The 15,060-nt window shown below is 32.0% G+C and carries 10 protein-coding genes and 1 tRNA gene; 6 read left to right on the plus strand and 5 right to left on the minus strand.

The annotated features are described in order from the left end of the window. The first annotated feature begins 54 nt into the window (after nucleotides 1–54). Complete coding sequence (locus ACR0QS_RS04330; RefSeq protein ID WP_432632216.1) at nucleotides 55–312, plus strand: hypothetical protein; 258 nt, start codon at nucleotides 55–57, stop codon at nucleotides 310–312. Nucleotides 313–315: 3 nt separating this feature from the next. Here ACR0QS_RS04330 and ACR0QS_RS04335 read toward each other — a convergent pair. Further along, nucleotides 316–395 (minus strand) — tRNA-Leu (locus tag ACR0QS_RS04335). A 55-nt stretch (nucleotides 396–450) separates the two neighbouring features. Here ACR0QS_RS04335 and ACR0QS_RS04340 point away from each other — a divergent pair. Then, the gene (locus tag ACR0QS_RS04340) at nucleotides 451–2,073 is read left to right on the plus strand and encodes a YhjD/YihY/BrkB family envelope integrity protein (protein WP_432632217.1); all 1,623 of its coding nucleotides are present in this window, start codon (nucleotides 451–453) and stop codon (nucleotides 2,071–2,073) included. Nucleotides 2,074–2,086: 13 nt separating this feature from the next. Here the strand turns inward: ACR0QS_RS04340 and ACR0QS_RS04345 are convergent, their stop codons facing one another. Genes ACR0QS_RS04345 through ACR0QS_RS04355 form a run of 3 tightly spaced genes read right to left on the minus strand, consistent with a single transcriptional unit; the run spans nucleotide 2,087 to nucleotide 6,158 of the window. Then, nucleotides 2,087–2,374: a hypothetical protein gene (locus ACR0QS_RS04345; protein ID WP_432632218.1), complete on the minus strand. Its 288-nt coding sequence runs from the start codon at nucleotides 2,372–2,374 to the stop codon at nucleotides 2,087–2,089. A gap of 18 nt (nucleotides 2,375–2,392) precedes the next feature. Then, nucleotides 2,393–4,435 carry a sugar-binding protein gene (locus tag ACR0QS_RS04350; RefSeq protein WP_432632219.1) on the minus strand — a complete coding sequence of 681 codons (2,043 nt, stop codon included), beginning with the start codon at nucleotides 4,433–4,435 and terminating at the stop codon, nucleotides 2,393–2,395. Then, complete coding sequence (locus ACR0QS_RS04355) at nucleotides 4,422–6,158, minus strand: SpoIVB peptidase S55 domain-containing protein (protein ID WP_432632220.1); 1,737 nt, start codon at nucleotides 6,156–6,158, stop codon at nucleotides 4,422–4,424. Before ACR0QS_RS04355 ends, ACR0QS_RS04350 begins: the two co-directional genes overlap by 14 nt. Before the next feature lie 810 nt (nucleotides 6,159–6,968). Between ACR0QS_RS04355 and ACR0QS_RS04360 the strand changes: the two genes are divergently transcribed. The 3 genes from ACR0QS_RS04360 (at nucleotide 6,969) to glyS (ending at nucleotide 11,637) form a co-directional block, all read left to right on the plus strand. Beyond that, a complete protein-coding gene (locus ACR0QS_RS04360; protein ID WP_432632221.1) occupies nucleotides 6,969–8,162 on the plus strand; it encodes a hypothetical protein in 1,194 nt (397 codons plus the stop codon). 14 nt (nucleotides 8,163–8,176) lie between these two features. Further along, on the plus strand, nucleotides 8,177–9,373 hold the full coding sequence (locus tag ACR0QS_RS04365; protein WP_432632222.1) for a hypothetical protein: 1,197 nt from the start codon (nucleotides 8,177–8,179) through the stop codon (nucleotides 9,371–9,373). A 170-nt stretch (nucleotides 9,374–9,543) separates the two neighbouring features. Then, the gene (gene glyS / locus ACR0QS_RS04370; protein WP_432632223.1) at nucleotides 9,544–11,637 is read left to right on the plus strand and encodes a glycine--tRNA ligase subunit beta; all 2,094 of its coding nucleotides are present in this window, start codon (nucleotides 9,544–9,546) and stop codon (nucleotides 11,635–11,637) included. 5 nt (nucleotides 11,638–11,642) lie between these two features. Here the strand turns inward: glyS and ACR0QS_RS04375 are convergent, their stop codons facing one another. After that, the gene (locus ACR0QS_RS04375) at nucleotides 11,643–13,352 is read right to left on the minus strand and encodes a DNA adenine methylase (RefSeq protein ID WP_432632224.1); all 1,710 of its coding nucleotides are present in this window, start codon (nucleotides 13,350–13,352) and stop codon (nucleotides 11,643–11,645) included. 88 nt (nucleotides 13,353–13,440) lie between these two features. On the opposite strand from ACR0QS_RS04375, the gene proB reads away from it, so the two are divergent. Continuing rightward, entirely contained in the window at nucleotides 13,441–14,586 is a 1,146-nt protein-coding gene (proB, locus tag ACR0QS_RS04380) for a glutamate 5-kinase (RefSeq protein WP_432632225.1), read from the plus strand. Nucleotides 14,587–15,060: the final 474 nt, after the last annotated feature.

Consider the following 15,060-nt stretch of genomic DNA (forward strand, 5'->3'; position numbering starts at 1 on the left):
AATAAATATAGTTTATAATATTTAGAATTATATTATTTTATTGGATTATTAATCGTGGATTTATTAGTTATTATATTTTTTATAATTGCAATTATAATATTTATTTTAATGTTCGGGCTGCTTTTCTTTATATCGGTTGTCGGAAGAATGGCGGGATTTTTTTCGTATTTAATATTTAGAAATAGAGAAGATTGTCCTTTTTGCCATTGCCGAAAATCTATGAGAATGATTAAAACGGATAGCGGTTATAAAAAAGTATGCGACAGATGTAAATTTTCGGTAGAGGTGGAAGACAAAAAAGAAAACGAATAGATTTACGAGGGGAGGGGGTTGAACCCTCATGCCTAAGCGCTAGATCCTAAGTCTAGTGCGTCTGCCAATTCCGCCACCCTCGCTTAAGTCTATTATATTATACATTATATAATATTTTTTTCAAGTGCGAGTAAACTTATGATTAAGATAAAAAAATTAAAAAAAACTTTTCAGAAATTAAAAAACTTTTTTATTGAAGATATATATTATACGGACGCGTCTTTATTCAATCCCGCTAAAAGATTTTTTATAAATTTATTCAGAGTGATAACTTTTGCGGTAACAGATTTTATAAAAGACGATTGCACAATAAGAGCGGCTTCGCTAACTTATCTTGTCACTTTATCTCTTATTCCCGCTTTGATAGTAGGATTATTTATATTGAGAGTTTTTAATTTGTATCAAAATATTTTTATGATAATATTCGACTGGATGGAAACGAACGCTCCATTTTACGAACCTATGGTTAGACAGATATTAAATATAGCGGATAGCACAAATTTGGCGAGTTTCGGATTAATCGGAGTAATATCCACTTTGGTAAGCACAGGTTTAATACTTCATAATATTCAAAAATCGCTTGTAAAAATTTGGCGAGTTAAAATAAAGACTTCCATTCCGAGAGTTGCGGCAAATTATATAGCTTTGCTTTTTTTGATTCCCATAATGATTGGAATATCATTTTCGCTCATAACTTATACTCATATAACTTCGTATAATTTTCCAACTATAATTAGAATATTATTGTCTTGGGTAACTCCGATAATAGCGATGTCTCTTTTGGTTTTATTTTCTTATGTTTTAGTTCCTCAAACTAAAGTAAACTGGTCGAACGCTGCAATATCTTCGATTTTAGTTGCGATAACTATAATAACTCTTTTCAGCGTTTATTTTAGACTTAATTTAAATGTAAAAAATTATAAGCAGATTTTCGACAGCGATAAATATAAAATAGAATATGTCGTAAAAGAAATAAATTCTTCAAATAATGTTTCTAAAAATATTTCAAATATTACTTTGGAAAGAATAAGCTATAGAATAATTGAAAATTTAGGAAACGGTTTAAGCGCGCCGACTTACGATAGAGAGGTTATTTCCACAAATACGCTTAATTTTGTAGATTTTTCTCCAAATGTATTCGAACAGTTAATGAAATATAATTTTAAGATAGGCGACTCGGTAGTGATAAGCAACGAAGACGATATGCTCACAAGTATAAGCCCCGCAGAGTTTTCGTCCGCAAGCGCTTTCGCTCAAATTCCCGTTTTGCTTTTGCTTTTATATATAATTTGGATAATAATTTTATTTGGAGCGGAACTCACTTATTCGCTTCAATATTTTAGAGCTTATGGAGTCGACAGAACGAATATTAAACTTTCCTTTGCCGAAAAAGAAGTTATAGCTTTGGAGTTTATGCATGCAATCGCCTACAGATTTATTAATAAGAAAAAACCTTTTACCGTATATGAACTCGCTAAAGAATTAAAAACTCCTCCGACTATAATAAACGAAATTTCCGAAAGTTTGGAAAAAGCTATGTATATAATAAAAACGGTAGACGGCTCGAAAATATCTTATATATTGGGATGCCCGCCCGAATCGATAACCGTTGGAGATATTTTATATTCTCTAAAAATGAACGGCGGATTTAGGCATAAAAATTCTACTAACGATAAATATAAAAAATTAATTTACGAAAATAAAACAATATCGAATAGAGATTATAATCAAAATTTATATCATTTGGTTGTTAATAAATAAATTTTATTTTTAATCATTGAGGCAAATTTTCTTTATATTTTGAATCTTTAAACTCTAAAGAAGGTTTTGAACTAAGCATATGAATCGCAGTTATAAGAGAATAGCTTATCCATGCTTTTTTTTCGTCATTATTTTTATCATTTTTATTCGATTCGTTTTCTCTTAAAAGTTCGTTTAAAGTTTTCGCAATATTGTCAATATTATCTTCAAAAAAATCTTCGCATTCGTCACAGGTATCCATAGTCGCCTGTCCTTCGATTTCTTCAATTTCTTTACCGCACCATACGCAATTAATACTCATTTTATCTCCGTTAATTTTTTAAATTACAAAAGAATAGTATTTAATATTTCCATCCGCATCCATAACTTCTATTGTAATCGAACCCGCGTTTTCATCTTCGATTATAATAGTAAAATTTTCGCTCATAGAATCCAAAACTTTATCATCTGGAATTATATAATGCCATTCTTCCATTATCGTGGAATATCTAACCGTTTTCAAAAATGAAAGTTTATCTTCCGCTCTAAAAGTTATTTTTCTTGTTTTTCCTTCCGTATTAACCGCAAAATCGAATATTTCTGGCGGGTCGTTATCGTATTTTATATTAAGAACTTCCAAAGTTTTAGTTTTCGCCAAATCTATCGGATTATCGAATCTGTCGCTTGCGGTTATTCTAAAATCGTAAATTCCAGAAGGCATCAAATAAGACTTGAATCTAAAATATGGCGTCTCCAAATTATTTGCAAGTTTTCTATAATTTTTTTCGCCCTTCAATCTATATTCCAAATCGTATATAAGTTTATCTCCGTTCGGGTCGCTTCCTTTCCAATAAATCATAGTTTCATTTTCTTCGAGCTGCGGGCTTTTTGTAGTTTCGTTGGAATCGTTTTGCTGTTTATAATGAGTAGTGAGTCCGCCGTTTAAAACATCAGGCGCTAAATTATTTTCAACATAAGTAAAATCCATAGAACTCAAAACTGGAACGGAATCCGCATTAGATGTTTTCATCTTCACTCTAAATTGCAAGAATCTTCCGTCTGGAGCGTTAATTTTTCCGTCTTCGGCAATCAGAACAAAATCGCTCCAAGTATTGTCGACTCTCGCCACATTTCCCGTTCTCACTTCAAAAGATATATCCGAACCTTCTGGAGTGCTTGTCATCGCTTTTAGACTTCCAAGTTTGCTTAAAAGTCTTAAATCCAATGTGTCGCTTACAAAACTTCCTTCAGAAAGATTATTATTTTGCATTTTATATATTTCTCCCGTTTTCGATACGGCAAAATATAATCCGTCTTTAGTCGCGGAAAATGTCGAGAGAGTTTTATTTTCGAGTCCGCCAATGTAGGATAAAAGCCCGTCATCTCCGTTTATTTTATAAATATCGGCGTTGTCTCCCGTAATGAAATATATATTATTATCGTTGTCGGAACTTAAAGCAAAAACCAAAGTTTGATTCAAGAAAAATAATCTTTGAACTGTTCCGTTAGCGTCCGCTTTATATAAAGAATTTCTAAATTCCTTTGCGCTGTCATCTGCCGCTTTTCCGCCGTCTATTATTGAAGGAAGGATTAAATAAGAAGGTTCTCTTGTCGCCGTTCCAAAATATAAATTTCCTATATTATCCATAGTAATCGCGTAAACTTCATTTTGAGCCGTATCGTATAAAGTTTCATAAGAAGGATTTTCAGAATTAGTGGACAAATTAACCGACAAAACGAGTCCTCTTCCCGCCGTTCCAACATATAATTTATTATTTTTAGAATCGAAATATAATGACATGGCATGCTGTTCGTCAATTTTGAGTATTTCCGTTATATTTCCAGTTGAAGATATTTTTAATACTCTTGCGTTATTTCCGCCCGCAGCCGCGTATAAATTTCCATTATTATCGAATTTCATATCCCAAATATAAGTGTCGTCAACATTTTGACTCCAAATTTCATTTCCCGAATTATCGTATTTTATTATTCTCGCGTAAGGACCCGTTGCCGCGTATATATTGCCCGAATTATCCGAAATAACCGAAGTAAAAGCGCTTTCGTTTGTGGATTTGACGAATAAAGTAAAATCGCTTTCTCCCGAGTTTCTTCTATATAATTCCGCTCCGTTTCCGCTTATAGCAGCATATATTGAACCGTCCGCCGAAGGATAAATTTTCCAAATAAATTTTCCGTCAATAGCGCCGTCTTTTTCTATAATCGGAGCTAAAACCAAAGAACCTTGTTCCGTGAGCATTATTCCGTTATAAGTTCCGTTATTATAAAACCCTTTTCTCGAACTCGAATAATTTCTGGTAACTACTCCAAAAATCGTGATTTGTGATAATATTAATACTGTTAAAATTATTTTAGCGATTTTCATACTTATTCGCTCCTTCTATGATTATATCTATTTTCATTAAGCCTAATATTGAGTAAGGCATATTATATTCTCCTTCTATAGCATTTATGACGGAAGATTTATCCGAAGTATAATTGTCGGCAATGACTCCGTATCTTGAAACGGGAAGCATTGGAAAAGAATCTTTCCCTATTTGAACTCCCCGCGAAGAAGAGTAAAGCCAAACTTTCAAAGCTTTATCGTCATAAGATTTGCCGTAGATTCTCATAACATCGTCTAAATTTCTTATTTTATATTTATTCGGCATAAATAATCTTTCGGCATAATTATATATATATTCGTTCGCCGCATAAATACTGTAAATATCAGTAATCAAATTAACGGGAAGTTTAACGGGAATATTTATATAAGTTTTTTCCTGCCCGTAAGGAGTAATTCCAACTCTCAAATGTATAGTCTCGCCCGCAACCGCTCGCGTTTCAAGTAAAGTTATATCGTCTAAAAAAGCGTATTCCAAATTACTTCGTTTTATCGAAAGTTTTATTGATTTTATTCCAATTCTATTAAAATTATTATATATAAAAAAATCGACTGGAGCAATTAACTGTTCTATCGCCTCTCTAAAAGCGTCTTTGGAAGAGTAGGTTAATATTCTGTCGGTTACTTTATAAGGTTTTTCAAAATAATCCGTTTCTATTTCATAACTTATACTAAATACTCCATCCTCTTCGCTTCCCGCGCTCGAAGTTACCGCTTCGTAAATTGCCATCGAAAGCAAATAAGAAAAATATGTCGGGTCGTTTAATACTCTAAAATTAAAATCTTTATTCAAAAAACTTTGGTCTTCCACTTGCAAATTAACGGGAATCATAGTGTTTTCTGGGACTTCTCCATAAACTCCCGAAACTCCAAAAGTGCCGTCATAAACCGTGTAGCCTAAATAATTGGAATAAGCCGCTCCGATTTTGAAAGAAGACGCTGCGGATGCGACTATATGATTTATATAAGCTCTCGAAACGGGCGCTCTTAATCTTCCTTTGGACCACATTGAATGCCCGAATAATAAAAATTTCTCATCGTCCGTATGCGAAACCGTTCCGACTCCAGCTATGGATAAATCGCCGTCAACCAAAACTATTGCGACAGAATCTCCAAATAAAAATTTTCCGCTTTGATTTTCATCCGAAATTGCGCCTCCCGTCTGCATGGGAAAAAATCCCATTTCTTTGAATTTATCCGAATACTCAGAAAAAGAATTTCCATTGAAGCCCGAAAACATTAAAGGAGTTTGCAAAGAATTCTTGCTTATTGACGCCACTTTTGAAACATTTGTGTCGTTATATAATTTATACATTTCTTCTATTGGAGTGACTCCCGCAATCGGGTCTTTCGCATAATTCCATCCGAAAGCCAAAGCTCCAGCAATTTTTCCGTCAAAATAAATTGGAGAACCGCTCATTCCAGCGACAGTGCCAGAATGTTCCAAATTAAGTCCTTCCAATTCTATCAATATCGCATCGCTTCCGTTCCACATTTTTCTTAAAACGGAAAGAACTTTTACTTTGAAAGGCTCGACATTAGTTCCATGAATTACCGTATAACCTACGCCTTCCATTCCTTCATGTATTTCGCTCATAGGAATGACTTCGGGATTGTCGGGCGGAGCTGGAGGCAAACTTTGGGCGAGCAAATTTAAATTAAAAATCAAACTAAATAAAATTAAAAATATTTTCTTTTTATGCATTTAATCAATCCGTATTATAAAATAAAATTTTGTTAATCGATAATATAACAATATATATTAGATTTAAGTAAAATTCAATAAATATTTTGTTAGTATTCAATTATCGGAATGTATAGGTTTCATTTTTATTGTATTAATAAATTTATTTAGATTAGTAATTTTGTTATCTGTATGGATTGTTTAGATAATGCATTGTCATTACGAGCGTAAGCGAAGTAATCCACTTTATTTGGATTGCCACGCCTCACTCGCTAAAAGCGGGCAGTCGCCTCGTTCGGCTCGCACACTCTGTGTGCCTCACGGCAATGACAATATTTTTAAATCGTCATTACGAGGACGAAGTCTGCGACTTGCCAATGGCACACAGAGTGAAGTCGGGCAGAGCCAAGTAATCCAGATTGGAAATGATGCTTTTTCTGATAACAAGGGGTTTTAACCCCTTGAATGCAAATTAGAAAAATGCACACAATGGGCTTTCCGCAGGGACGCAGAGCGAAAGCCACATTGTTATAAGAATTGGATTGCCACGCTCTGTGTGCCTCGCCTTGCGTGCCTCTCCAACGGTGGACTTTAGTCTCGGCAACGGCAATGACAAAAAAATTTACTTAATTTAAATAAAATACTTGAATTATGTCAACTTTATTCGTGAATTTGCTTGGATTATTTATAATTTATTACTTTATTTCTAAATTTCTTATTTTTTTGTATAGAAATAGAAAATTTTACTTGACTTTTCTAAAAAATTTGTTATACTTATGTGTAGAGAGAATAAGTTTTTTTCGACATTATAAAAATTTAAGGGAGGATAAAATGAGAAAAACAATTTATTTTATAATTTCCGTTATTATGACGGCGGCTATTGTATTGGTTTCCTGTGCGGATAAGATGGACAAGGATTTAAATCAAACGGGGTTATATGACCAAAACGGCAATTTGCTAACAAACACTTTAATCCAGACTAATTCTGTTCGCGTTAGCGGCGATATTCCGAGTTGGGCTACAAATATGAAAGTCGATTATATAATTATAACAAACTCTAATTATACCGAAATCAAATATCCTAGTAATGTTACAGTTCCAAATCTGCCAAAAGACCCTACCGCCATTTACAGAATTCGATTGCCTTTTGCCGGGTCAAGCGAATATTATACGGTAGATTATAGAGATACAAACAAATTGAATCAGTTATGGTTTGACCAAATAAATAGAAGAGGCAAGAACGATGGAAAAGTTTTCGCCCTCAGAAATAAAGCTAACAATAGAGACGCTAATAATTTTCAAAAACTTCATGGGACGGGAAATTATCAGGCTCTAGATTATTATTACTTCAATGAAAACGGCGATATAGTTTGGAAAGAAGACAACACAATTATAAAAAAGTTTATGGGAGCTATAGTGACCGAATATAGAGATATTGTGGAAAGAAAATATCCAGAGGCGCGACCTGGTAGTAGCGATACAGCGTTGCACAGACAGGCTATAGTTTATTATAAATGGGCGCAGAAAGGAATCTATACAATTGGCGGAGTTTACGCTAACACTTTGACGACTGAATATGCAAGAAAGAGATATTTAAATCGTAAAAGAGGAAGCTCGGAGTGGGTTAAAGGAGACGACCCGTATAAAGACGGAGTATTCGATTTTGTAACTTATCGGCATTTACTAGAAACTTATAGTAGCACTTTTAGTGTCTCTTGGGAAGGTCTGCTATTTGAAAGGCAATATACCGTTCCTGGATTTATAGAAGTTTTAGTTATGTATGATTACGATAATATGGGATATACTGGAGCCGCGGCGCTTCATTCCTACTACGCTTATCATGGAGAGTATTCTTCTAACGAGGGATTTAAGATTTGGAATATACCTTATATGACTAATCATAATATATACATAGGAGAAAGACCAGAATATACTATTCCATGGCTCACGCATTCTGCAGCGTTTACGGATGGACATCGAAATCCAAATTGGCATTTTTTGTTTATGCCGGGACATAAAAATTAATTAAGGAGGGTAAAATGAGAAAGTTAATTAATTTATTTTTATTTACAATTATAACTGTAATGGTAATGGTTTCTTGTGCGGACAAGATGGACAGCAATTTAAATCAAACTGGTTTATATGACCAAAACGGGAATTTGCTAACGAACACTTTAGTCAAAACTAACGCTATTCGTGTTAGCGGCGATATTCCAGCTTGGGCTACAAATATGAATGTCAATTATGTTATTACAACAAACTCAGATTACACTGAAATCAGATATTCGGACGATATACTCGCTCCAAATTTGCCCGATAAACCTACCGATTATTATAAAATCCGCGTGCCTTTTGCCGGGTCAGACGAATATTATACGGTTCATTATAAAGATACAAATAAATTGAATCAGTTATGGCTTGACCAAATAAATAGAAGAGGCGAAAGCGATGGAAAAGTTTTTGCCCTCAGAAATAAAGCGAATAACCGCGACTTGAATAATTTTCAAAACTTACATAAGCATGGAGACTATCAGGCTCGAGATTATTATTACTTCAACGCTAACGGAGATATAGTTTGGAAAGAAGATGACACAATTATAAAAAAGTTTGTGGGAGCTATTGTAACCGAATATAGAGATATTACGGAAAGAAAATTTCCAGAAAAGAAAGGAGGAGAAGGTTCGGCAAGTTCTCAGGCTATAGTTCGTTATAAATGGGAACAGAAAGGAATATTTACGGTCGGCGGAATTTACGCTAACACTTTGACGACTGAATATGCAAGAAAGAGATATTTAAATCGCAAAAGAGGAAGCGAGGAGTGGGTTAAAGGAGATGACCCGTTTAAAGACGGAGTATTCGATTTTATAGCTTATCGGCATGTAATAGAAACTTATAGTAGCACTTTTACTACGGCTTGGGCTGGTAATTTATTTGAAAGACAATATACTGTTCCTGGGTTTATCGAAGTTTTAGTTATGTATGACTACGATAATATGGGATATACTGGAGCTGCGGGACTTCATTCTTATTACGCTTATTATGGAGTATATTCTTTTCCTACGCCTTATCAAGAAAGTGAAGGCTTTAAACCTTGGAATATGCCTTATATGACTAATCAAAATATATATTTGGCAGAAAGACCAGAATATACGAGTCCTTTGCTCACGCATTCCGCTGCGTTTACGGATAATCCTCGCGGTTGGTGTTATTTGTTTATGCCGGGACATAAGAATTGAGATATACACTTTTTTTATAAAAATTTATTCTTTTTCTGAAAAGGCGCTTTCATTATTTGTTAGCGTCTTTTTGTTTTGATATTGAATTTTTTAAATTATAATAATAGAATATATATTAATTATTTAAAAATTATTTTAATGATATTTATAATAAAATAAAAGGAATAAAAATGAAAGATTTATTAATTGAGATTTTAGTCGAGGAAATACCAGCGGACTTCGCATATCCTGCAAGTTTGAGTTTTAAGAAAATTATCGAGAGCGCGTTAAAAAATAACGGGCTTAATTTTAAATCAATAACTTCTTTTACCACTCCAAGAAGATTGTCAATTTTAGTGGAAGAAGCGGATGAAAAATCAAAAGACGATATTATAGAATCGAAAGGTCCTCTATTTGAAAGCGCAATTAAAGACGGAGTTTTGACGAAAGCGGGAGAAGGATTTTTGAAAGCGAATGATATCGAAATTAAAAATATAAACGATATAACGGAAAAAGAATCTTTCGACAAACCTTATTTAAAAGAATTAAACGGTAAAAAATATATTTATGTCAAAAAAGAAAAAAAAGGAATTGAAACTAAAAAATTATTTGAAGAAAATTTGGAAAATATAATCGCGAGTATAGATTTCAAAAAGAAAATGAGATGGGGAGATAAAGATTTTGCTTTCGTTCGTCCGATAAGAAATGTCGCGGCTTTATTTGGAAACGAAATTATAAAAACTAAAGTCGCGGGAATAGAAACGAATAATAAAATTACGGGACATAGATTATTGTCTCCCGAATTTACGGAAATAAATAATCCAAAAGATTATGAAGAAATTTTACTTAAAAAACATGTCATAGTTTCGAGAGAAAAAAGATTAGAAAATATAATTAATCAGCTAACTAAAATTGAAAAAGAAAATAATTTTGAAGCGGTATCGAAGAAAAAAGTTTCGGAGATTGTAGTCGATTTGGTGGAAGAACCTTATTTATTAACAGCCGAATTCGATTCTCAATTTTTGGAAGTTCCTAAAGAAGTTTTAACGAGCGAAATGATTGAACATCAAAAATATTTTCCATTATGCAATAAGAACGGAGATTTGACTAATATATTTGTAATAACTGCAAATCAGCCGAAAACTCCTCAAATAATAGCGGGAAATATAAGAGTTTTGACGGCTCGGCTTTCGGACGGAAGATTTTTGTATCAAGAAGATATTAAAAAAGGCATGGACGAAATGAACGGCAGACTCTCTATGCTTATGTTTAGAAAAGAACTCGGAAGCGTTGCAGATAAAGTGAAGAGACTTGAAAGAAACGCTATAAGTTTGATAGTAGATTTGAATTATAACGAAGATAAAGATAATATTTTAAAAGCCATAAAATATATGAAAGCCGATTTGGTAAGCAATATGGTTTATCAATTTCCAGAACTTCAAGGAATAATGGGTTCTTATTTTGCAAAAGAAATGGGATTGGGCGAAAATGTTGCGACTGCGATTAAAGAACAATATAAACCTTTGTTTGCTACTGACGATATTCCTTCAAACGATACGGGACGAGCGATTGCAATTTTGGATAAGATGGACAATATAGTCGCTGGTTTTTATGTTGGCGATATTCCTACTGGCTCGCAGGACCCAAACGCTTTGAGAAGGCAGTCGCTCGGAATAATAAATATTTTAGTGAAATCCAAAAAACATATAAGCCTAAAAAAATTAATCGAAGAAACTATTGATTCTATGCCGAAAGAAGCGAAAAATAATAAAAGCGAAGATTTGGTTAATGATATATTCGAGTTTTTTAAATCGCGATTTGAAAACGATTTGCATTTTTCTAAAGATTCTATTTCTGGCGTTCTTTCTACGGAAATTGACGATATATATGACGCTTATTTGAAAATTTCCGCAATTGACGAATTTAGAAAGAAAAACGAAGAATTATTTGCAAATCTTTTGCTCGTATTTAAGAGAGTAAAAAATATAATAAAATCATCTCATACTTTGGTTTTTGAAGAATCGATTTTGGAAGAAAAAGCGGAAAGAGAATTATATAAAATCTATAAAGAAAAAGAAACCGAAATAAAAAAACTCATAGAAAATAAAGAATATCAAAAAACATTTTCTATGCTTTCGAGTTTATACGAGCCTTTGGATAATTTCTTTAAAGAGATTATGGTTATGGCGGACGATGAAAAATTGAAAAATAATAGAATCGCTTTGCTTTCTTTGGTTGATAAAATATTTAAGAATATGCTTGATTTTTCAAGTTTGGTTAGATAATTTAATTAAATCTTATTTAGAATTTTATTTTTATTAATATCCGAAATTTGAGAATGCGAAATATTATAAATCATTCTTTTCTTTATTTTACCAACGGCGCTTATATTGTCGTATTTATAAATTATATCCAAAAGTTCGTTTGTTATGTCGAGTATATATTCGTTCGATTTTTTTGAACATAATCTCGTATAAATTTTCAAAATATGATTTGCAAAATATTTTATCAATTTTATATCGTTTATTAAACTTGCTTTTTTCAAATGCGAAAAATAAATTTTCAAAGCTTCCAAATTATTTTCTTTAATATATTTATCCAAAAACAGCGAAAATCTTTTTATATAATCCGCGTTTTTATTTTTTAATTCCGCGCAAATTTCTTCGACATTGATTATATGAACGGAATATTTTAGATTCAATTTTATATTTCCTTCTTTATCTGCGAATAATAAATAATCTTTTGAAGAGTCTACGGGATTATTTAATTTTAATCTCACGCTTTCGATATATTTAACTTTCAAATGATTGTCGTTATTATATTTTTTAATTTTCGATTTTCTCGCGTCGACTATGAATAAATATTCTATGTTTTTAGTTTTATTTACTATCGAACGTTTCGCTCCTCTATACTTCACATATTCTGAAGTTTCTATTTTCAAGTTGCCTTTATTTTCGAGGATTGAAATTAAATCATCAAATTCTATTATTCCGTCCGTAGAATAACTCATAACGATATGATTTGCGTTTATATTTTCAAGCAAATTTATTAAAGAATTTTTTGCCGTTTTTTTATAGCAGTAATCGGATTTCGTTTTTATCCAGTCTTTTCTTATTCCGCCCTTGTCCGTTTTCTTTCCGTTGATATATATATTTTTATTTATCTTCGGTTTATCCCACAAAGCTATCGTATTAAGCAAATGATAATTGCTTCCGTATTGATGCTGATTATATGGCGGGTCCAAATAAACCAAATCAAATTTTTTATCTTTATTTTTTAGCGCAAATTCGTTTGCATCAAGCATACTAACATAACCGTTTTTGCCGTCATATAGCGGAAGCTCTTTCAAAGATATTGGAGTTAATATTCTGTTTAAAGCGTCTTTATTTCTTCCGCCGAAACCAGAATGAAAAGCTTTGAAAACTCCAGATGTATTCGTATGAGTAGCCGCCTCGTAAATTAGAGAAGCTATCAAATAAAAATATTCTTTTTGATTTATCGCGTTATTTTTGTAAAGTTCTTCAATGTTATGTCTTATAATATCTATTTTAGTTCCGTTATATTGAGTGTAAAATAATCTCTCGTTTTTCAAATCGGGATTATAATCGTTTTTCGGAGAATAAAATTTTGAAATATATCTGTCTTTATTTTTTATTCTATCAATATTGTTAATCGTTTCAATCGTATTTTCAAGTCCGCCCGTATGAATAAACATATTTTTTGTGTCTTCAATATTTATCTGAATATGCGCGTAATTCAAAATATAAGAATAATGTTCCCAATCGTTGGAATAAACTTCCAAATCCAAAGTTTTTAATAATCTCGATACGCTTCCGCTTCCCGCAAATAAATCCAAAGCCGTTTTTATATTTTTATCTTTATCCAAAATATCCAAAAAAACATTTTCTATAAAAGGCAGTAATCTTCTTTTATTTCCAATATACGCGATTAAATTTTCTTTAAGATATTTATTTTTTATGTCTATATTATTAGTTATCATAATATAGTTATCGGAATTTAATTGATACTGTTAACATAATTATTATTAAATTCTTTATTTTTTAACGACTATAATTTATAATATTTCAATGAAAAAAATAGATTTAAATAATATAAATAGAATAGTATTCAAATTTGGAACTAATGTTTTGAGAGGAGATGACGGATATATTTCAATGGCTCGAATATATTCTTTCATTGAAGCCATCGCCAAATTTCACAGAATGGGAAAGGAAATTCTTATAGTCACTTCTGGAGCGGTTGGACTTGGAGCTAAAAAAATTAACGCGGTAGATTTGAGCGAAAATTCTTTGAAGCAGGCTTGTGCGGCGATAGGGCAGTCTCAACTCATGTCGACTTATGAAGACGGATTTTCAAAATACGATATAATAACCGCTCAAATATTATTGACGGAAGAAGATTTTTCAAACCGAAGAAGGTATTTGAATTTGCGTTCCACTTTCGATACGCTTTTGAAATATAAAGTAATTCCAATCATAAACGAAAACGATACCGTATCGAGCGATGAAGTTGAATTTTTAGGAAATATTACTCAAGTAAGTTTTTCCGAAAACGATAAATTATCCGCATTGGTTGCGAGCGAACTTGACGCAGATTTGCTTATAATACTTTCCGATATTAACGGACTTTATGACGATAATCCGAAAACAAACCAAAACGCAAAATTTATTCATGAAGTATTTGAAATCACAAAAGAGATAGAAAATTTGGGACTTGACGCTTCTAAAGGCGGACGCGGAGGAATGAAAACGAAACTTCAAGCGGCTAAAATTGTGACTCGTTCGGGCTGTGCTTTATTTATAGCGAACGGAAAAAAGCCCGATGTTCTTAAAGATATATTTGAAACTAAAGACAAAACTATTTTTTATCCCGTGAAAGAAATTGACGAACTCAATACAAAAAAGAGATGGATTGCCTACGCCACGACTATAATTGGAAAAGTGATTGTAAACTCTGGCGCTAAAAAAGCGATTTTGGAAAAAGAATCTAGTCTGCTTCCGATTGGAGTTATAAAAATTATTAACGAATTCAAAAAAGGCGATATAGTGAGCATTGCGGATGAAAACGGAGAAGAATTTGCAAGAGGAATAATAAATTATAATTCGGAAGACGCTAAAAAAATAATGGGACATCATTCGGACGATATATTAAAATTATTGGGTTATAAAAATTATGACGCTTTAATAACGAGAGATTATATAGTGATTTTATAATATTAAAAATGAAAAAAGCTATGAATAATAAACTGTCATTACGAGCCATTAGGCGAAGTAATCCAAAATTTATAGAATTTAATTTTGGAATTTAGCTTTATCAATACTGGATTGCTTCGCTTGTTTCACTCGCTCGCAATGACAATAAAAAATTTAAGGTTTACAATATCAAAAAAAATCAAAAAAATTTCACTTAATTAAAATAGAAAATAATTAAATTATGTCAACTTTATTTATAAATTCGCTTGGATTATTCATAACTTCACTACTTTTTTCTAAATTTCTTATTTTTTTTTTTTTTTGTATAGAAATAGTAAATTCTACTTGACTTTTTTTAATAAATTTATTATACTATTAACATAGGAATTGAAAGCCTATAATTTAATTAAAATAAGGAGTTAATTATGATTAACACAAAAGTATTAAAAATTTCAAAACGAATAGCTATTATTTTGTTAATAGCGGCATTTAGCA

The organism is Brachyspira sp., assembly GCF_050873525.1.
Taxonomy (GTDB): Bacteria; Spirochaetota; Brachyspiria; order Brachyspirales; family Brachyspiraceae; genus Brachyspira.